The organism is Comamonas sp. A23, assembly GCF_004522605.1.
GTDB lineage: Bacteria > Pseudomonadota > Gammaproteobacteria > Burkholderiales > Burkholderiaceae_C > Comamonas > Comamonas thiooxydans.
On the sequence record NZ_RSDT01000002.1, the window covers coordinates 22936 to 40997 of the forward strand.

Annotated in this window: 15 protein-coding genes; 3 read left to right on the forward strand and 12 right to left on the reverse strand. The window is 62.4% G+C overall.

Annotated features, from left to right (window positions below; translation table 11 throughout):
• Positions 1 to 2 precede the first annotated feature (2 nt).
• The gene (ppsA, locus tag EIC84_RS04555) at positions 3 to 2393 is read right to left on the reverse strand and encodes a phosphoenolpyruvate synthase (RefSeq protein WP_034363420.1); all 2391 of its coding nucleotides are present in this window, start codon (positions 2391 to 2393) and stop codon (positions 3 to 5) included.
• A gap of 250 nt (positions 2394 to 2643) precedes the next feature.
• Here ppsA and EIC84_RS04560 point away from each other — a divergent pair, with 250 nt between their 5' ends.
• The gene (locus tag EIC84_RS04560) at positions 2644 to 3465 is read left to right on the forward strand and encodes a pyruvate, water dikinase regulatory protein (protein WP_003070661.1); all 822 of its coding nucleotides are present in this window, start codon (positions 2644 to 2646) and stop codon (positions 3463 to 3465) included.
• Between the two features lie 152 nt (positions 3466 to 3617).
• Here EIC84_RS04560 and EIC84_RS04565 read toward each other — a convergent pair whose 3' ends face one another.
• Entirely contained in the window at positions 3618 to 4547 is a 930-nt protein-coding gene (locus EIC84_RS04565) for a LysR family transcriptional regulator (RefSeq protein WP_003070657.1), read from the reverse strand.
• Between the two features lie 189 nt (positions 4548 to 4736).
• Here EIC84_RS04565 and EIC84_RS04570 point away from each other — a divergent pair, with 189 nt between their 5' ends.
• On the forward strand, positions 4737 to 5009 hold the full coding sequence (locus EIC84_RS04570) for a DUF2798 domain-containing protein (RefSeq protein WP_003070654.1): 273 nt from the start codon (positions 4737 to 4739) through the stop codon (positions 5007 to 5009).
• An 88-nt stretch (positions 5010 to 5097) separates the two neighbouring features.
• On the opposite strand, the gene EIC84_RS04575 is transcribed toward EIC84_RS04570, so the two are convergent.
• From EIC84_RS04575 to ahpC, 8 genes are all read right to left on the reverse strand, one after another.
• Positions 5098 to 5922 (reverse strand): heme ABC transporter ATP-binding protein, encoded by an 825-nt coding sequence (locus EIC84_RS04575; RefSeq protein ID WP_003070651.1) that lies wholly within the window; start codon positions 5920 to 5922, stop codon positions 5098 to 5100.
• Positions 5919 to 7028, reverse strand: coding sequence for an iron ABC transporter permease (locus EIC84_RS04580; protein ID WP_003070649.1), 1110 nt, complete (start codon positions 7026 to 7028; stop codon positions 5919 to 5921). Before EIC84_RS04580 ends, EIC84_RS04575 begins: the two co-directional genes overlap by 4 nt.
• Before the next feature lie 14 nt (positions 7029 to 7042).
• Positions 7043 to 7927 carry a hemin ABC transporter substrate-binding protein gene (locus EIC84_RS04585; protein WP_003070645.1) on the reverse strand — a complete coding sequence of 295 codons (885 nt, stop codon included), beginning with the start codon at positions 7925 to 7927 and terminating at the stop codon, positions 7043 to 7045.
• Positions 7924 to 9036, reverse strand: a complete 1113-nt coding sequence (locus EIC84_RS04590) for a hemin-degrading factor (protein WP_003070643.1) — start codon at positions 9034 to 9036, stop codon at positions 7924 to 7926. Before EIC84_RS04590 ends, EIC84_RS04585 begins: the two co-directional genes overlap by 4 nt.
• Positions 9033 to 9422 carry a hypothetical protein gene (locus EIC84_RS04595; RefSeq protein WP_003070640.1) on the reverse strand — a complete coding sequence of 130 codons (390 nt, stop codon included), beginning with the start codon at positions 9420 to 9422 and terminating at the stop codon, positions 9033 to 9035. Before EIC84_RS04595 ends, EIC84_RS04590 begins: the two co-directional genes overlap by 4 nt.
• A 71-nt stretch (positions 9423 to 9493) precedes the next feature.
• On the reverse strand, positions 9494 to 11758 hold the full coding sequence (locus EIC84_RS04600; RefSeq protein WP_003070639.1) for a TonB-dependent hemoglobin/transferrin/lactoferrin family receptor: 2265 nt from the start codon (positions 11756 to 11758) through the stop codon (positions 9494 to 9496).
• A 378-nt stretch (positions 11759 to 12136) separates the two neighbouring features.
• Positions 12137 to 13693, reverse strand: a complete 1557-nt coding sequence (gene ahpF, locus EIC84_RS04605; RefSeq protein WP_003070637.1) for an alkyl hydroperoxide reductase subunit F — start codon at positions 13691 to 13693, stop codon at positions 12137 to 12139.
• Positions 13694 to 13868: 175 nt separating this feature from the next.
• Positions 13869 to 14444, reverse strand: coding sequence for an alkyl hydroperoxide reductase subunit C (ahpC, locus tag EIC84_RS04610; protein ID WP_003057651.1), 576 nt, complete (start codon positions 14442 to 14444; stop codon positions 13869 to 13871).
• A gap of 393 nt (positions 14445 to 14837) precedes the next feature.
• Here ahpC and bfr point away from each other — a divergent pair, with 393 nt between their 5' ends.
• Positions 14838 to 15314: a bacterioferritin gene (bfr, locus tag EIC84_RS04615; protein WP_003070634.1), complete on the forward strand. Its 477-nt coding sequence runs from the start codon at positions 14838 to 14840 to the stop codon at positions 15312 to 15314.
• A gap of 65 nt (positions 15315 to 15379) precedes the next feature.
• Here bfr and EIC84_RS04620 read toward each other — a convergent pair whose 3' ends face one another.
• Together EIC84_RS04620 and EIC84_RS04630 are read right to left on the reverse strand one after the other, a co-directional pair.
• Positions 15380 to 16336 (reverse strand): alpha-E domain-containing protein, encoded by a 957-nt coding sequence (locus EIC84_RS04620; protein WP_003057653.1) that lies wholly within the window; start codon positions 16334 to 16336, stop codon positions 15380 to 15382.
• A 139-nt stretch (positions 16337 to 16475) separates the two neighbouring features.
• A complete protein-coding gene (locus EIC84_RS04630; protein ID WP_003064606.1) occupies positions 16476 to 17936 on the reverse strand; it encodes a circularly permuted type 2 ATP-grasp protein in 1461 nt (486 codons plus the stop codon).
• Positions 17937 to 18062 lie beyond the last annotated feature (126 nt).

Genomic DNA, 18062 nt, shown 5'->3' on the forward strand with positions numbered 1-18062 from the left:
GCTTATTCAGCCAGCTTCTGCCAGGTGGAGACCACGCTGTCAGGGTTCAGAGAGATGGACGAGATGCCTTCGTCGGCCAGCCACTTGGCAAAGTCGGGGTGATCCGAAGGGCCTTGGCCGCAGATGCCCACATACTTGTTCTGGTCGCGGCAGGCCTTGATGGCATGAGCCAGCAGCTTTTTGACGGCGGGATCACGCTCGTCGAAGTCGGCGGCCAGCAGCTCCAGGCCCGAGTCGCGGTCCAGGCCCAGGGTCAGCTGGGTCAGGTCGTTGGAGCCCACGGAGAAGCCGTCGAAGTACTCGAGGAACTCTTCGGCAAGGACTGCGTTGGAGGGCACTTCGCACATCATGATCAGCTGCAGGCCGTTCTCGCCGCGCTTGAGGCCGTTCTCGGCCAGCAACTCGGTCACGCGCTTGGCCTGGCCCAGGGTACGCACGAAGGGGATCATGATCTTGACGTTGGTCAAGCCCATGTCCTCACGCACACGGAGCAGGGCTTCGCATTCCATCTTGAAGGCCTCGCCGAACTCGGCCGAGATGTAGCGCGCGGCACCACGGAAGCCCAGCATGGGGTTCTCTTCCTCGGGCTCGTAACGGCTGCCGCCGATCAGCTTGCGGTATTCGTTGGACTTGAAGTCCGACATGCGCACGATCACGGGTTTGGGCCAGAAGGCAGCGGCAATCGTGGCCACACCTTCGGTCACCTTGTCCACGTAGAAGGCACGGGGCGAAGCATGGCCACGCGCCACGGACTCGACCGCCTTCTTCAGGTCGGCGTCAACGGCGGGGTAGTCCAGGATGGCCTTGGGGTGCACGCCGATGTTGTTGTTGATGATGAATTCCAGACGGGCCAGACCCACGCCTTCATTGGGCAGCTGGGCAAAGTCGAAAGCCAGCTGGGGATTGCCCACGTTCATCATGATCTTGGTGGAGATGCTGGGCATCTCGCCGCGCTTGACCTCGGTCACTTCGGTTTCCAGCAGGCCATCATAGATCTTGCCGGTATCGCCTTCCGCGCAGGACACGGTGACCAGTGTTTCGGCCTTGAGCAGATCGGTCGCGTTGCCGCAGCCCACGACGGCAGGGATGCCCAGCTCGCGCGCAATGATGGCGGCGTGGCAGGTACGGCCACCGCGGTTGGTGACGATGGCCGAAGCCTTCTTCATGACGGGCTCCCAGTTGGGGTCGGTCATGTCGGTCACCAGCACGTCGCCGGCCTGCACCTGATCCATCTGCGAGATGTCGGACACCAGGCGCACGGGGCCGGTACCGATCTTCTGGCCGATGGCGCGGCCTTCGGCCAGCACGGTGCCCGTGCCCTTGAGCTTGTAGCGCAGCTCGGCCTGGCCCTTGGCCTGGCTCTTCACGGTTTCGGGGCGCGCCTGCAGGATGTAGAGCTGGCCGTCGGTGCCATCCTTGCCCCATTCGATATCCATGGGGCGGCCGTAATGCTGCTCGATCACCAGAGCGTAATGCGCCAGCTGCTGCACTTCCTCGTCGGTCAGCGAATAGCGGTTGCGCAGTTCGTGGGCCACATCGGTGGTCTTGACCAGCTTGCCGTCTGCAGCCTTTTCCTCGGGCGTGGCAAAAATCATCTGGATCAGCTTGGAGCCCAGATTGCGGCGGATCAGCGCCTTGTTGCCAGCCTTGAGCATGGGCTTGTGCACATAGAACTCGTCGGGGTTCACGGCGCCCTGCACCACGGTCTCGCCCAGGCCGTAGCTGGAGGTGATGAAGACCACTTCCTCGAAACCGGATTCGGTGTCGATGGTGAACATCACGCCGGCAGCGCCCTTGTCGGAGCGCACCATGCGCTGCACGCCGGCGGACAGTGCCACCACATCGTGCTCGAAGCCCTTGTGCACGCGGTAGGAGATGGCGCGGTCGTTGTACAGCGACGCGAACACTTCCTTCATCTTGTGCAGCACGTCTTCGATGCCCACCACGTTCAGGAAGGTTTCCTGCTGGCCGGCAAACGATGCATCAGGCAGGTCTTCTGCCGTGGCGGAAGAGCGCACGGCAAACGATGCCTCGGCATTGCCGCCTTGCAGGCGGACAAATTCCTCACGAATGGCCTGCTCCAGATCGGCAGGGAAAGGCTGGTTCTCCACCATGGCGCGGATTTCCGCGCCCACAGCGGCCAGAGCGCGGACATCGTCCACGTCCAGAGCGGCCAGCTTGGCCGAGATCTTGCCGGCCAGACCTTCAAATGCCAGGAACTCGCGGAATGCATGAGCCGTGGTGGCAAAGCCGGTAGGCACGCGTACGCCCTGGGGCAGTTGCGAGATCATTTCGCCGAGCGAGGCGTTCTTGCCGCCTACGGACTCGACATCAGACATTCTCAGTTTTTCAAACGGAACGACCAGAGCGGTCGCCTCGAACAGTTGAGACATGGGAAGCTCCAAAGTTAAAAACCGGTACGCAGGCGGCTCTGGGCTGAATGGCCAGGGCACGCGAACCCATGCTGCTTGAGTGCAGTGCTTTGCTGTTCTGGATGTTGACCGTCAACGAGCATGGGCTTGAATTTGGGAATAATGGGCGCCATTGTAGGCTGAGCCGGCGAGCGCCGCGTGGCTCAAACCAGATTCAGAGTCCGGGACATGGCATTGCTTGCACAGGTCCCACCTAATAACTGCGCGCACCATGCATACCCATACAATTTTTGTCATTTCTGACGGCACAGGCATCACGGCCGAGACCTTTGGCACGGCCATCATGGCCCAGTTCGAGAGCAAGCCGAGGCTGATTCGCATCCCCTTTGTGGACTCGATGGACAAGATTCATCAGGCCGTGCGCCAAATCAACCATGTGGCCGAGGTGGAGAAGAGAAAGCCCATCATCTTCACCACCCTGGTCAATCAGGAGATGCTGGAATTCCTTGAAGCCAACTGCAAGGGCAAGCTGTTCGACATGTTCGGCACCTTTGTGCGCCCGCTGGAGGTGGAACTAGGCCAGAAGTCGCTGCACCGCGTGGGCCGCTTTGCCGACATCAGCGAGAGCAAGGAATATCTGGAGCGCATGGAGGCCATCAATTACACGCTGGCCCATGACGACGGCCAGACCCATTCCGACCTGAGCGGCGCCGACGTGATTCTGGTGGGCGTGAGCCGCTCGGGCAAGACGCCAACCAGCCTGTACCTGGCCATGCAGTTTGGCCTCAAGGTGGCCAACTACCCGCTGATTCCCGAAGACTTCGAGCGTAAGCAGCTGCCGCCCGCGCTGGAGCCCTATCGCAAGAAGCTGTTCGGCCTGACGATTCAGCCCGAGCGCCTGTCCAGCATCCGCAACGAACGCCGCCCCGACTCCAAGTACGCCAGCCTGCCCAACTGCCGCTACGAGGTGGCCGAGGCCGAAGCCATGATGCGCAGAAGCGGCATCGAGTGGCTGTCCAGCACCACCAAGTCGATCGAAGAGATTGCCACCACCATCTTGCAGGAAGTGCTGCCGCAGCATCTGGGACATTAAGCCTCCCCCTGAGCGGCTTCGCCGCTTCCCCAAGGGGACGCAGCCCTCGCTGCGAGGCGGCTCTTGCTCGGCCGCCCTTACCTAGCCCGTGCCTTTAGCCCGCGCCGGCGTCAAGAACTACGGTTAATGCAGGCGCCACGCATTGTCCTCGCTCAACGCAGGACGGGCTGCTGCGGCAGCTCCTGCAGCAGATAGTCCACCAGGGCGCGAACCTTGGCCGGCACATATTTACGGTCCTTGAAGCAGGCGAAGAAGTCCAGCGGGGCATCCTCGAACTGCAACTGGCCCTTGCGCGCCGGCTTGAGTGCCAGAGGCACCAGCCGCCCCTTGCGCATCTCCTCATGGACGATGAAGCTGCCGGCCCAGGCGATGCCGCCACCGGCAGCGGCGAACTCCACCAGGGCATCGATATCGCTGCCTATGGCCGCAATTTTCTGCTGCGGATCGGTGCGCTGGCCATCGCGCATAAAGGGCCAGCGCATGAGCCTGCCGTCGCGCTCGCGCCGATACAGCAGACAGGGATGCTCGAGCAGATCCTGTGCCGACTGCGGTCGGCCATGCTGCTGCAGGTACTGGGGCGAGGCACACAGAATGCGCGGCACCGAGGCCAGCAGCCGCACCGACATGCCGGGCTCCAGCACATCGCGGTAGCGCACGCTGATGTCCACATCCTCCTTGAGCACATCCACATGCCGGTCCGTGATCAAGAGCTCCAGCTCCAGTCGCGGATGCAGCGCGGCAAACGCCGGCAGCAGCGGCGCCAGCACATGGCGGCCGAAGGCTGCCATGCAGGCAATGCGCAGGCGGCCTTGCAGCTCTCCATGAATCAGCGAGAGATCGGATTGGGCCTTTTCGAGCTCGTCGAGCACCGGAGCGACGCGCGCCAGATAGCTCTCGCCGGCCTCGGTCAAGGCCATGGACCGGGTGGTGCGGGTGATCAGGCGCGTGCCCAGCTCGCGCTCCAGCCGCGCGATGTTCTGGCTGGCAGCGGCGGGCGAAATGCCCAGCTGGCGCGCAGCCGAGGCGATGGAGCCGCCCTCCAGCGCTTTGACAAAGGTTTCTATGGCTCGCAGATTCGGCATGACTGCGAATGTATCTCCAATTGAATTCGAAAGTTCTGCTTATGAGTACAACAAGCCCCGGACCTCTACCGCCGGCCGCCGCTGATGCTTACAGTTCAACCCTGTTTCCCATCCATGCATTCGGCCTCAAGCCTTTGACACAGCAACGCAGGTCGCCATGACGCCGAATGCATTTTCAGCATCGTTCCCATGAATTCATACTCCAGCTCCTTCTCCTCCAGACTTTCCGCACTGAAGCTGCACAGGCGTTACACGCCGTTTGTTTTCGCGTTTTTCATGGCCGGCATCATGGCCTTCCTGATGTGCTGCACCATTGTGGCGGCCAATACCGGCTTTGATGCCGGCTACGTCCGTCGTGTGTTCAGCGCCTATGCGCTGGCCATGCCGGTGGCGTTTTTCTGCGTAATGATGGTCAGGCCGCTGGTGCTCAAGCTGGTTGCGCTGACCGTGCATACACATTGACAGCCAGTGACAGCCAAGTCGTGAGATATTGAATCTGAAGCAGCCTGCGCATGACTGGCTTCAGAATTCAATGCAGTCCACTGAAGTTTCAAGCTGACAAAGCGGTATCCGCTACAAAAATATATTGCAGCGCGCCGTCGCTGCTGTGCACCGGGTCGCACTGCATGCCCCAGACCTGGCGCACCAGCGCAGGCTGCAGCACATCCAGCACCGCACCGTGATGCACTCCGGCATCACCGCCCAGCACCAGCACATCGTCGGCATAGCGCAGCGCCAGGTTCAGGTCATGGATCACCGCCACCACGCCTGCGCCCTGCTGCCCGGCCCAATGGCGCAGCAGGCGCATGGCGTGGTGCTGATGGGCCAGATCGAGAGCGGCAGTGGGCTCGTCCAGCAGCAGCCAGCGCGCCGCGCCGTCGGCGGGCGGCTGCCAGATCTGCGCCAGAGCCCTGGCCAGATGGGTGCGAGCCCGCTCGCCGCCTGACAGCGTGTTGATGCTGCGCTGCGCCAGATGATCAACCCCGGTCAGCGCCATGGCCTGCACCGGAATCTGCGCCTCCCCGCTGCCTGGCTGGTGACGATGCGGATAGCGCCCCAGCTCCACCACCTCCTGGGCCGTGAAGTCAAAGGCCACGCTGCAATCCTGGGGCATGACGGAGCGCCGACGTGCCAGGCCCTCCACCGCATGCCCGGACAGCTCCAGCCCGTCAAGCAGAACCTGGCCCGACTGCGGCACGCGCTCGCCCACCAGCATGGACATCAGCGTGGACTTGCCGGCGCCGTTGGGGCCGAGGATGGCGGTAAAGCGCCCGGCCTGAATCCGCACATCCACCGTCGCCAGGCGCGGCCCCTTGGCTACGCCTACGCCCAGATTGCGGCATTCGAGGCTGGACAGCCTGTGGTGCGCACTCATACCTTGCTCCTGAACTGGCGCAGCATGGCCAGGAAAAGCGGCACGCCGATAAACGCGGTGAGCACGCCCAGCGGCAGCTCGGCCGGCTTGACGATGGTGCGCGCCACGGCATCGGCGCTGACCACCAGCGCCGCACCCAGCAGGGCCGATCCCGGCAGCACCACGCGATGATCGGGACCGGCAATCAGCCGCACCCAGTGCGGCGCGACCAGACCGATGAAGCCGATGATGCCCGTGGTCGCGGTCACCGCGCCCACAGCCAGCGCCGCCACCATCACGGCGCGGCGCTTGGTTTTCTCCACGGCCACGCCCAGCAGATTGGCCTGGGCCTCGCCAAGAGCGATCGCATTCAGCGGCCTGGCCAGCGCCAACGCCGCCGCCGCGCTGACGGCCACGGCCGCCGACACCAGGGCTACCGCGCTCCAGCGGGAGGCGCCCAGGCTGCCCAGCAGCCACATCTGCAGATTGCGCAGCTGCTCGTCCGTGGACACAAAGCTCAGAAAGCCCAGGCCGGCACCGGCCAGCGCATTGATGGCAATGCCGGCCAGCAGCATCAGGCCGATGCGGGTCGTGCCCTGAACCTGGCCCAGCACATAGACCACGGCAGTCACGGCCAGACCGCCGCCAAAAGCCATGGCCACCAGGGCCCAGCTGCCCAGATGACGCGGCAGCCAGGGCAGATACAGGCCGCCCAGCACGATGGTGATGCCCGCAGCCAGGGCCGCTCCGCTGCTCACGCCAATCAGCCCGGGGTCGGCCAGAGGATTGCGAAACAGCCCCTGCATCAATGCGCCGGCCAGCCCCAGTCCTGCACCCGCAGCCACGCCCATGAGCAGGCGCGGCAGGCGGATATTGAGAAAGACCAGATGCTCGGGGCCGCTGTCCACGGCAGCGCCAAAAAGACTGCGAAGCCCGTCCCAGGCAATCCCGGGCAGTTGCCCCGGTGCAATGGCATAGGCCCCGCTGGCCGCGCCCCACACCATGGCCAGCAACACCAGAGCCGCCCCCAGCAGCAGGGCTGCGCTGCGGCTGAGCCGCCCAGCAGGAGTGCGCCAACGTGATGCGACAGGCAGCTCGACTGCTGGCTTTGGCGCCACGCTCCCCATGCTTGCACTCATGTTCAGGCCACCCACTGCAAAGCGCGCATATGCAGCGCCTGCACGGCACTGGGCAGGCGCGGACCAAAGCCCAGCAAATGGCTGGCTTCCAGCGTCACCAGTGCCTTCTTGGCAAAGGCCGGCGTCAGTGCCAGCTCGGGCCGCTTCCAGAAGGCGGCCTCGCCGCCCAGAGCCTCGATACCCTGCGTGGTGTTGATGATGACCTCGGGCGCAGCGCTGGCCATGGCTTCGGCAGTCAAGGGCTTGTAGCCGTCGAACTGGTCGATGACATTGACACAGCCCGCGTACTGGATCAGCGCATTGGCTGCCGTGCCTTTGCCCGCCACCTGCGGACTGCCGCTGTGCGAGAGCACAAACAGCACGCGCGGCTTGCGCTGGGCCTTGGCCACCTGGGCCTGGACGCTGCTCCACTGCGCATCGAGCTGGGCCAGCAGCTTGTCGGCCTCGCTGGAACGACCTGTCTCGCGCCCCACAACCTTGACCTTTTCCTGGACCTCGGCCCAGTTGTGCCTGGCCGCAACCAGCGATACACGCACGCCAGCCTGACGGATCTGATCGAGTACCACGGGAGGCCCGGCCTCGCTGGTTGCGATCACCGCATCGGGCTTGAGCGAGAGCAGGCCTTCGGCCGAGAGCTGGCGCACATAGCCGACCTTGGCGGTTTTTTGCGCCGCCTCGGGGAACAGGCTGGTGGTGTCCGTGCCCACCAGCAGGTTCTGGGCATTGAGCAGGTAGACCACCTCGGTCAGTGCGCCGCTGAGCGACACCAGCCGCTTCGCTCCTGGCGCGGCAGCGGCGGTCTGTGCCAGGGCCGGCAGGGCCGTACCCGCCACGGCCGCGCCCAGCCAGTGCAGACCCTGGCGTCGAGAAATGCCTGGGGTGCTCATGCGGCCTCCGCCACTGCAGTCTTGCGCGGCAGGCCTGCCACCAGATCGCGCCAGCCTTGCAGCTCGGGCTGGCCGGGCTTGCGCTCGCCAAAGAACATGGCCATGTTGTTGCCTTCGGCATCAAAGGCCTCGACCGAGGTCACCACGCCATCGCTGGTGGGTTTCTGCACCACCCAGACATTGGCGATCAGGTCGGTGCGCAGATGTAGATTGAAGCCCTTGTCCAGCACATTGATCCAGCGCACGCCGTCCTTGCCGTCCATGGGCTGGATATTGCTCACGGGGCCGGTGTGGATCTGGATGCAGCCGCTGCTGCCCACAAACACCATGATGGAGACACCGTCCACCGCCGCATCGCCCAGCAGCTGCGCGACCGCGTCGGTGCTCAGGCGTTCGCAGTACTGGGGCACCAGACGGAAGGCCTGCTGGCGCTCGGCACCGAACCTGCGCAGCATCTCGAAGAACTCATGCGTGTCCTTCATATCGGTCCAGGCCTGGGTCAGCGCGGGTACGTCGATCTCGGCATCGGCCTTGACGGCAGGCTTGGCCGCAGGCTCGCGGAACACATAGCCTGCGGAGGGCTCGGCAAAGCGCTCCACCAGTGCATTCCAGGCTGCCATGTCCGTGGCCTCGCGCGCAAACACCTTGTGCACGGCACGGCCGGCTGCGTCATAGAACTGCAGGCTGCGCATGGCGGGGCGATTGCCGTTGGCGGACTCCTCGGTCACGGCAAAGCCGGCATGCCAGTGCATGAAGAACAGGCGCAGATCGATCTCGCGGCTCAGCGCCAGACCGACCGGTCCCTGGGCCGAGAGGTTCTGATAGATGCCGTCTTTTTCATGCACGGTGGATTCATTGCGCGTGAGCGCCATCACGGTGCCGCAGGCTTCCAGGCCTTTAAGAATGTCCAGCCATTCGGCGCGCAGCGGCACGGCCTTGAGCGTGCGCTCATGCTCGCCGCCATGGGCGGCGATGACCGCGCCTTCGCTCAGCTGCAGCGCCTCGGCCGCATCCTTGGCGCGCAGGCCTTGCTCGCGCTTTTGCGCGAATTGCTCACGGATCTGCACCGCGGTCATGGTCTGGATTTCGGGGGAGGTGATGGCGTTCATTGCAGGGTCTCCGGGCTGTGATGCCAATGTGGTTGTGGGTTGGAAAATTCGTCGTCAAAGCGGGGAGCCGAAGCCTGGGCTTCGGGCTCTTGTTCAGGCAGGGCCAGCACCCGGGCCACGGAGGCCCAGCGCTGCTCCAGCTTTTGCAGAAAGTGGCGCATGTCCTCGGAGCGCTCACAGCCGTCCAGGCCTTCGGCCATGCGCGCCAGTTGCGTCGATACCCTCTGAGCCATGGGCGCGCGGTGCGCCGCACAGCAGCCCTGGCTGAAACCGGTCATCAACGCCAGCACCGTAGCCAGCTGGGCTTCGCCCTCGGTGAGCAGATATTCCTCATCGCGACTGCCAGAAGCACTCTGGGCATTGGCGGCGTTCTCGAAAACAGACATGGCACACTCCCGCAGTTTTTGAGTCAAACAGATCTCAAGCGCTTATCAAACAAGCGCTTTCAGCTACAAAATCAGAAGTCCTGAACCAGGGACACGCGCACATTGCGGCCCGGCTGGGTATAGGCATCGGCAATCTGCGTCGTGCGGCTCAAGCCACGTACATCCGCCCAGCGCGAATACTTTTTGTCGGTCAGGTTGTAGATACCCACATTCAGACGCGTGCCCGGACGGATACGCCATTGCGCACTTAAATCCAGCACCGTCGCGGATGGGCTGAGCAAGGGGCGGCCAGTGGAAAGATCAGGCGCATCCTTGTCTTTTTTGCCTGCCCAGTGCGAGGCGCTGAGCTGCACGCCCACATTCGAGCGGTCGTAGCGCACGCCCAGCACCAGTTGCTGAGGCGAGATGGTGTCCACCGGCTTGTTGGTGCTCTTGTCCGTACCCTTGGTGTAGCCATAGGCGGCATTGGTGCGCCAGTTGCCGCCCGCAAACCGGCCCCAGTCATAGTCGGCCTTGAGCTCGAAGCCGCTGATATGCACGCGGTTCAGATTGACGGACTGGAACGTGGCCGGGTTGTTGCGATCACCGTATTCGCCCGCAACCTGCACCTGATCCTGAATGAAGTCCTTGTAGCGGCCCGTGAATACTGCGGCATCGAGGCGCAGCGCACTCATGCGGCCACGCAGGCCCAGCTCGAAGGTATTGCTTTTTTCCGCCTTGAGATCGGGGTTGGGAATGCTCTTGTAGAACATGAACGGGTTCTCGAAGAAGGCATTGATCTGCCCTGCGTTCGGCGCCCTGAAACCGGCGGCATAGTTGCCATAGACCGACCAGGCATCGTTCATCTGGAACATGGCGCCCAGCTTTGGGGAGACGGCGGAGTCCGAATTGCTGACCGCTGTGCCGCCAAACCCTTGCTGCTTGGGCTTGATGCTGTAGTGCTCGGCCCGCAATCCGGGCGTCAGGCTGAAAGCACCATAGTGCAACTCGGCCTGGGCAAACAGCGCGGTCGAGGTTTCCGTGGTGTCGGGGAAGCGCTTGAGCGGAAAGCTCTCGCCTGCCGGCGGCGTGATGCCGTTCTGCTCGTTGACCACCTTGCCGCGCAGATAGTCGACGCCATAGCTGAGCTTGCCGCTGAGGCCATTGCTCCAGCGCAGCGTCTTGCCGGCCTGGGCGTGCAGCTGCAGCGCATCCTCGTCATAGGTCACATCGCGCTCGCGATAGGCCAGCGGTGGGGTGCGGGTTTCGGTCACGAACTCGCGCGAGCTCGAGCTTTGATAGCTTGCCATCAGCTTGAGCTCGTCGGCCAGTGCCGTATCGAGCTGCTGCCACTGCCCCTGCCAGGTAGCGCGCCAGCGCTTCATGGTGGTCTCGGCACGCGAATCACTGACGGTGGCGCTGCGAGCGCTCAACAGGTCGTAGTCGGCGCGCTTGTCCACGTTTTCCAGCGTGAAGACATGTTTTTGCACGGCCGAAGGCGTGTAGACCAGGCGCCCCAGCAGCGAATGGCTCTTGTCCTTTTCGGGATTGGGCGTGGTGCGCAGAGCACCCACGGTGTTATTGCTGCCCATATTCTCCAGCGCGCTGGAGCGGCCCACACCGGCCGAAAGCAGCCAACTCCATTCATCGCTGGCCTTGCCCGCGAGGGTTGCGCCCAGGCGCTTGCCGTTGTCCGAGCCGTCATAGCTTGCCGAGACGCGGCCGCCGATGGTCTTGCCGTCCTTGAGCAGATCGCTGGGCTGCACGGTGATGAAGTTGACCAGACCGCCCATGCCGTCCGAGCCATAGAGCGCAGGCACGGCACCGCGCAGAATTTCCACACGCTGCACCAGACCCAGGTCCAGATAGTCACGGCCAAAGGCATTGGCACTGAAGGTATAGCTGCGTGGCAGACGCACGCCATCGACCAGCATCAGTACGCGGTTGCCTTCCAGGCCGCGGATATTGAAGCCGCTGTTCTGGTCGCGACCGGTAGGAGAGCCGGCCAACGTGAAACGCGCCGGACTGCGCGGCACGGTCACATTGGGCAGCTTGGCTGCAAGCTCGCGGATGTCGCCGATCTGCTCCTCCTCCATCTGCTTGGCATCGATGACGTCCACCGTCATGGGCAGGCTGTCGGCGTCCTGCTCGTCGCGCGAGGCACTGACCACCACATCGCGCAGCACGGGAGTGTTGCGGTCGGTGCGGGCCGCTGCAACTTGAATGGATTCGGAAGACTTTTGCTGCGCCTGAACCGAGATGGCAGCGCAGGCCAGTGCGCAGGCCAGAGCCAGCGGACGGAGATTGGAGCGTGGCGCCAGCATGGCGCGGGCGTGCAAAGCGGTGGCGGATGCCATACCAGAAACCCTCTTTATTCATAGAAATGGACAAGAGCTGGCTTCTGATAGGTACCTCAATGGCCACAGGTCGAAACGTCAGAGGCTTCGCGGCCTGTAGCTGGCACGGCATTGGCTGGCTGAATGGAGAAAGTATATGCGAATAATTCTCAACCGCAAATAAATTCGTTACAAAACCGGGAATTGGGCCTTGCCGCAAGGCTGCGGCTTGCTCCACCGCCTGTTTTCAGGCGGCTGTCCCGACCCAATGAACGCTGCAGCCCTGACGATCCCGGCGGCCATGCCCCCTCCTCGCGGCCGTCCATAAGAAAAAAGGACTGCCCAAGCAGTCCTTTTTTAATAGCTACCATCGCTTACCTTGCAAGCGATGCAGGCCGTTTAGTTGCGGATCAGATGGTCAAAGGCCGACAGCGCTGCAGTGGCACCGGCGCCGGCGGCGATCACGATCTGCTTGTAAGGCACCGTGGTGCAGTCACCGGCGGCGAACACCCCGGGCAGACTGGTCTGCCCCTTGGCATCCACCATGATTTCGCCGAACTTGCTCAGCTCCAGTGTGCCCTTGAGCCATTCGGTGTTCGGCACCAGGCCGATCTGCACAAACACACCTTCGAGCTCCACATGGTGCTCTGCGCCGCTTGTACGGTCCTTGTAGCTCAGGCCGTTGACCTTGCCGTTGGCACCCGTGATCTCGGTGGTCTGGGCATTGGTGATGACGGTCACATTGGGCAGGCTGTGCAGCTTCTTGACCAGCACGGCATCGGCCTTGAGCTGATCGGCAAATTCCACCACTGTCACATGGGCCACCAGACCCGCCAGGTCAATCGCAGCTTCGATGCCGGAGTTGCCGCCGCCGATCACCGACACGCGCTTGCCCTTGAACAGCGGACCATCGCAGTGCGGGCAGTAAGCCACGCCCTTGTTCTTGTACTCGGCCTCGCCGGGCACGTTCACATTGCGCCAGCGCGCACCGGTGGACAGGATCACGGTCTTGGCCTTGAGCGAGCCGCCATTGGCCATTTGCACTTCCACCAGGCCGCCGGGCTGCGCAGCGGGAATCAGCTTCTCGGCGCGCTGCAGGTTCATGATGTCCACGTCATAGGCACGGGTGTGGGCTTCCAGGGCTGCGGCGAACTTGGGTCCGTCGGTTTCCAGCACGGAGATGTAGTTCTCGATCGCCAGTGTGTCGTTGACCTGGCCGCCAAAGCGCTCGGCTGCCACGCCGGTGCGAATGCCCTTGCGAGCCGCGTACACGGCGGCTGCCGCGCCGGCAGGGCCACCGCCGATGATCAGCACGTCGAAAGCTTCCTTGGCCGACAGCTTGGCTGCGTCACGCGAGGCTGCACCGGTGTCCAGCTTGGCCACGATTTCTTCGATGGTCATGCGACCGGAGCCGAACACGCTGCCGTTCATGAACACCATGGGCACGGCCATGATTTCGCGCTCGGTCACTTCCTTCTGGAAGGCACCGCCTTCGATCACCGTGGTCTTGACCTTGGGGTTGAGAATCGCCATCAGCGACAGCGCCTGAACCACGTCGGGGCAGTTGTGGCAGCTCAGGCTCATATAGACCTCGAAGTTGAAGTCGCCGTCCAGAGCCTTGATCTGGTCGATCACATCCTGCTCCACCTTGGGAGGATGGCCGCCCGTCCACAGCAGGGCCAGCACCAGCGAGGTGAACTCATGACCCAGGGGCAGGCCGGCAAAACGCAGCTGGGTGGCCGTGCCCTGGCGCTGCAGCGTGAACGAGGGCTTGCGGGCATCGCTGCCGTCGGTGCGCAGCGAAATCTTGTCGCTGCGCAGGGACTGGATGGTCTTCAGCAGATCGTGCATCTGTGCACTGGTCTCGCTGTCATCCAGAGAAGCCACCAGCTCAAACGGCTGCTGCACGCGTTCCAGGTAGGCGGCGAGTTGGGCTTTGAGTTGATCGTCAAGCATGGTGGATTCCTTTGAATTTAGAGTTGTTGATGCAATGCAGCAAAGTGCTTTTGAGGCCTTTGCCCGCCCATGAGAGCAAAAACTGGGCGAAAAAAAGCCGGACGGACAGGCGGCACTCGCCTGAACGTCGTCCGGCTTTCAGAGCGCTTGCACGCTCAGCCGATAGGTATCAGGCTTAGATCTTGCCGACCAGATCCAGCGAAGGAGTGATCGTGCTGGCGCCTTCCTTCCACTTGGCGGGGCACACCTGGCCGGGGTTGGCGGCGGTGAACTGGGCAGCCTTGAGCTTGCGCAGGGTTTCGGACACGTCACGAGCGATTTCGTTGGAATGCACTTCCATGGTCTTGATCACGCCTTCGGGGTTGATCACGAAGGTGCCGCGCAGAGCCAGGCCTTCTTCAGGGATGTGCACGCCGAAAGCGTTGGTCAGCTGGTGTGTGGGGTCGCCAACCAGGGGGAACTTGGCCTTGCCCACTGCGTCGGAAGTTTCGTGCCACACCTTGTGCGAGAAGTGGGTGTCGGTGGTCACGATGTAGACCTCGGCACCGGCCTTCTGGAACTCGGCGTAGTTGTTAGCTGCGTCTTCGATTTCGGTGGGGCAGTTGAAGGTGAAGGCAGCGGGCATGAAGATCACCACAGACCACTTGCCCTTCAGGCTCTCTTCAGTCACGGTGATGAATTCACCCTTGCCGTTGCGGTTCACATAAGCTTCGGTCTTGAAAGGTTGAACTTGAGTGTTGATCAGAGACATTTGCTGTTTCCTTGTGGTTAGTGTTTGAAGACAGGATGAAGTTTAGAGCGGTCCACTTAATAAAACCAATCGATTGATTTCATCAAATTGATTTACAAAACCTATCAAACAAGATTCCCGGCTTCTGAAGTCAAGCCGCACCGCTGTGCAGCTCAGCTTTCTATTGTGGGCCGAAACCAGGTAGTTCAAGCCAATAGTCCTTCAATCACGCTCATAGCTTTTGTTGTCATCACTGAGTCAAACCTCGCGCGGGAAGTCCGTCCGGCAACAACGTAAGCTAAACGAGAACGCGCATCAGATGCAGCCAATTCGCGCGGGCATGGACTTTGTTTGATTTGCCTCATAAAGCATGGACAATCGACGCGAACAACAACTGCCCGAGAAGGAGTCGCCATGAAAGGTGATGCACAAGTCATTTCCTGGCTGCAAGCCCAGCTCAAGAACGAACTGACCGCCATCAACCAGTACTTTCTGCATTACCGCATGTACAAGCACTGGGGCTTCGACAAGCTGGCCAAGAAGGAATATGAGGAATCCATCGGCGAGATGAAGCATGCCGACGTGCTGATGGATCGTATCTTCATGCTTGACGGCCTGCCCAATCTTCAGGACCTGGGCAAGCTGCAGATCGGCGAGGACGTGCCGGAAGCCCTGGCCTGCGACCTGCGTCTGGAGCAAGCGGCGCAGCAGACCATCAAGGACGGCATCGCACACTGCGAATCCGTGCGCGACTATGTTTCGCGCGATCTGCTGCAGAAGATTCTGGACGACACCGAAGAGCACATCGATTTCCTCGAAACCCAGCTCGACCTGATCGACAAGGTCGGCACGCAGAACTATCTGCAGTCTCTGATGGGCGAGATCGAGTAAGTTCGGCTTCACGCTGAAAGACAAAAGCGGCCTCAGGGCCGCTTTTTGCTTTGGAGACGCCGGCCTCAGGTCGGCATCAGGAAGTCCCGGCTGATGCCGGACCCCAGATCGTTGACGCGATCGAGAAACTGCGTCAGATAGGCGTGCAGGCCGGTGGTCAGTATCTCGTCGATGCGACCGTATTGCAGATCGGCCAGCAGGCGCCCGGCCTTGCGCGTGGTTTCCTGCGAATGGTCGTTGGCCACCCGCTCCAGGTTCTTGACCACCTCATGCATGCTGGCCAGCAACGAGCGCGGCATATCGGCGCGCAGCATCAGCAGCTCGGCCACGCGTTCGGGCGTGATCACATCGCGGTAGACCTTGCGGTAGACCTCGAAGGCCGAGACGCTGCGCAGCAAGGCGCTCCAGTGATAGAAGTCGAAGTTCATCAGGGCGCGACCGCGCGGCATGCCGTGGTAGTCGCGCTCTATGGAATGGAACTTCACATCCAGCAAACGTGCCGTGTTGTCGGCCCGCTCGACAAAAGTGCCCAGGCGCACAAAGTGCAGCGCCTCGTCCTTGAGCATGGTGCCCAGCGACACACCGCGCCACAGGTGTGAGCGGTATTTGACCCATTCGAAGAACTGCGCCGGATCCTTTTTCCAGGCATCCTTGCCGAAGTGGCGCTGCAGCGCCAGCCAGGTCTGATTCTGCGTTTCCCAGGACTCCGTGGTCAGCGCACCGCGCACGGCACGCGCGTTCTCGCGTGCAGCCTTCAGACAGGCAAAGATGGAGGACGGATTGGCCTCGTCCGACACCATGAACTGCAGCACCGACTCACGATCCACCACGGGAAACTGAGCCTTGAAGGCCGGGATCAGCTCGCTGATGGACAGCACGCTCTGCCAGCCACGGTGCGCATCATGGATGGCCTGCGGCAGCATGGCGGTTTCATAGGCCACGCTGAGCATGCGCGCGGTGTTCTCCGCCCGCTCGGTGTAGCGAGACATCCAATACAAATGATCGGCAGTACGGCTCAGCATAGGCCCTCCTTGGGCAGAGAACCCCGCACGCGCTGAACGCGCGCGCCGTATTCTGGTGAAAAAATGCTTGCAGCATTTTTTTCCGCCCGCTCGGTGTAGAGGGACATCGAGTACAAATGATCTGCGGTACGTGACAGCATCAGCGAGCTCCCCCTTGATCTTCAAGCACCCAGGTATCCTTGGTTCCGCCGCCCTGAGACGAATTCACCACCAGTGATCCCTGCTTGAGCGCCACACGCGTGAGTCCACCGGCCACCATATTGACCTCGGTGCCCGTGAGCACAAAGGGCCGCAGGTCGATATGGCGCGGCGCTATGCCTTTTTCCACCATGGTCGGGCAGGTGGACAGGGAGAGCGTGGGCTGCGCGATATAACCCGAAGGATTGCCGACCAGCACGCGGCGGAAGGCCTCTATCTCGGCCTTGGTCGCCGCCGGCCCGATCAGCATGCCGTAACCGCCGGCACCGTGCACTTCCTTGACGACCAGCTCATGCAGGTGGTCGAGCACGTATTTGAGGTCGTCCTCCTTGCGGCACAGCCAGGTCGGCACGTTCTGCAGAATGGGCTCCTCACCCAGATAGAAGCGGATCATCTCCGGCACATAGGGATATACCGATTTGTCGTCGGCCAGGCCCGTGCCCACGGCATTGCAGATATTGACGTTGCCTGCGCGGTAGGCCCGCATCAGGCCCTTGCAGCCCAGCGTCGATGTGGGCCTGAAGACCTCGGGGTCGAGGAAATCATCGTCCACACGGCGGTAGATCACGTCCACACGCTGCAGCCCCTGGGTGGTGCGCATATAGACCACGTCTTTCTCGACCACCAGATCCTGGCCTTCGACCAGCTCCACCCCCATTTGCTGGGCCAGGAAGGCATGCTCGAAATAGGCGCTGTTGTACATGCCCGGCGTCAGCACCACCACCGTGGGCTCCAGCACGCCCGACGGTGCGCTGGCACGCAGGGTGTCGAGCAGCATGTCGGGATAGTGGGCCACGGGTGCCACGGCATGCTTGCCGAAAAGTTCGGGGAACAGGCGCATGGTCATGCGGCGGTTCTCCAGCATGTAGGAAACACCCGATGGCACGCGCAGATTGTCTTCGAGCACGTAATAGACGCCGTTGCCCTGCTCATCGGGCGCGCGCACGATGTCTATGCCGGCGATACTGGCGTAGACATCGTTGGGCACCTGAATGCCCTCCATCTCGGGCCTGTACTGGCTGTTGCCGCGCACCAGCTCCGTCGGAATCAGACCGGCGCGCACCATGTCCTGGCCATGGTAGGCATCACGGATAAAGCAGTTGAGCGCCTTCACGCGCTGAGCCAGACCGGCCTGCATGCTGGCCCACTCATGGGCCGGAATGATGCGGGGGATCAAATCGAACGGAATCAGGCGCTCCGTACCGGCGCCGCTCTCGTCCTTGTCGCCATAGACGGCAAAGGTGATACCCACGCGGCGAAAAACGATTTCCGCCTCGGCACTGCGCGCTCGCAGATATTCCTGCGATTGTTTGCCCAGCCACTGCGCATAGTCCCGATAGTGGTCTCGCACCGCACCACCTTCGGCGGGCAAGCTCAGATACATCTCATCGAATGTGCGCATCTTGTCCTCTCTATTTTTGCCGCTGCTCACGCAGGCAAGCCACGGATTTCAGTTTAGCGACGCCGCACCGGACAAGCTGCCAGGCAACGAGCGTGCAACCATGCATGTCTGCATCCGCCCGAAAGC

What these genes read in the sequence shown, in the direction of transcription:
- ppsA (WP_034363420.1), bottom strand. Translation starts at nt 2,393, where the DNA reads ATGTCTCAACTGTTCGAGGCGACCGCTCTGGTCGTTCCGTTTGAAAAA.
- EIC84_RS04560 (WP_003070661.1), top strand. Translation starts at nt 2,644, where the DNA reads ATGCATACCCATACAATTTTTGTCATTTCTGACGGCACAGGCATCACG.
- EIC84_RS04565 (WP_003070657.1), bottom strand. Translation starts at nt 4,547, where the DNA reads ATGCCGAATCTGCGAGCCATAGAAACCTTTGTCAAAGCGCTGGAGGGC.
- EIC84_RS04570 (WP_003070654.1), top strand. Translation starts at nt 4,737, where the DNA reads ATGAATTCATACTCCAGCTCCTTCTCCTCCAGACTTTCCGCACTGAAG.
- EIC84_RS04575 (WP_003070651.1), bottom strand. Translation starts at nt 5,922, where the DNA reads ATGAGTGCGCACCACAGGCTGTCCAGCCTCGAATGCCGCAATCTGGGC.
- EIC84_RS04580 (WP_003070649.1), bottom strand. Translation starts at nt 7,028, where the DNA reads ATGGGGAGCGTGGCGCCAAAGCCAGCAGTCGAGCTGCCTGTCGCATCA.
- EIC84_RS04585 (WP_003070645.1), bottom strand. Translation starts at nt 7,927, where the DNA reads ATGAGCACCCCAGGCATTTCTCGACGCCAGGGTCTGCACTGGCTGGGC.
- EIC84_RS04590 (WP_003070643.1), bottom strand. Translation starts at nt 9,036, where the DNA reads ATGAACGCCATCACCTCCCCCGAAATCCAGACCATGACCGCGGTGCAG.
- EIC84_RS04595 (WP_003070640.1), bottom strand. Translation starts at nt 9,422, where the DNA reads ATGTCTGTTTTCGAGAACGCCGCCAATGCCCAGAGTGCTTCTGGCAGT.
- EIC84_RS04600 (WP_003070639.1), bottom strand. Translation starts at nt 11,758, where the DNA reads ATGGCATCCGCCACCGCTTTGCACGCCCGCGCCATGCTGGCGCCACGC.
- ahpF (WP_003070637.1), bottom strand. Translation starts at nt 13,693, where the DNA reads ATGCTTGACGATCAACTCAAAGCCCAACTCGCCGCCTACCTGGAACGC.
- ahpC (WP_003057651.1), bottom strand. Translation starts at nt 14,444, where the DNA reads ATGTCTCTGATCAACACTCAAGTTCAACCTTTCAAGACCGAAGCTTAT.
- bfr (WP_003070634.1), top strand. Translation starts at nt 14,838, where the DNA reads ATGAAAGGTGATGCACAAGTCATTTCCTGGCTGCAAGCCCAGCTCAAG.
- EIC84_RS04620 (WP_003057653.1), bottom strand. Translation starts at nt 16,336, where the DNA reads ATGCTGAGCCGTACTGCCGATCATTTGTATTGGATGTCTCGCTACACC.
- EIC84_RS04630 (WP_003064606.1), bottom strand. Translation starts at nt 17,936, where the DNA reads ATGCGCACATTCGATGAGATGTATCTGAGCTTGCCCGCCGAAGGTGGT.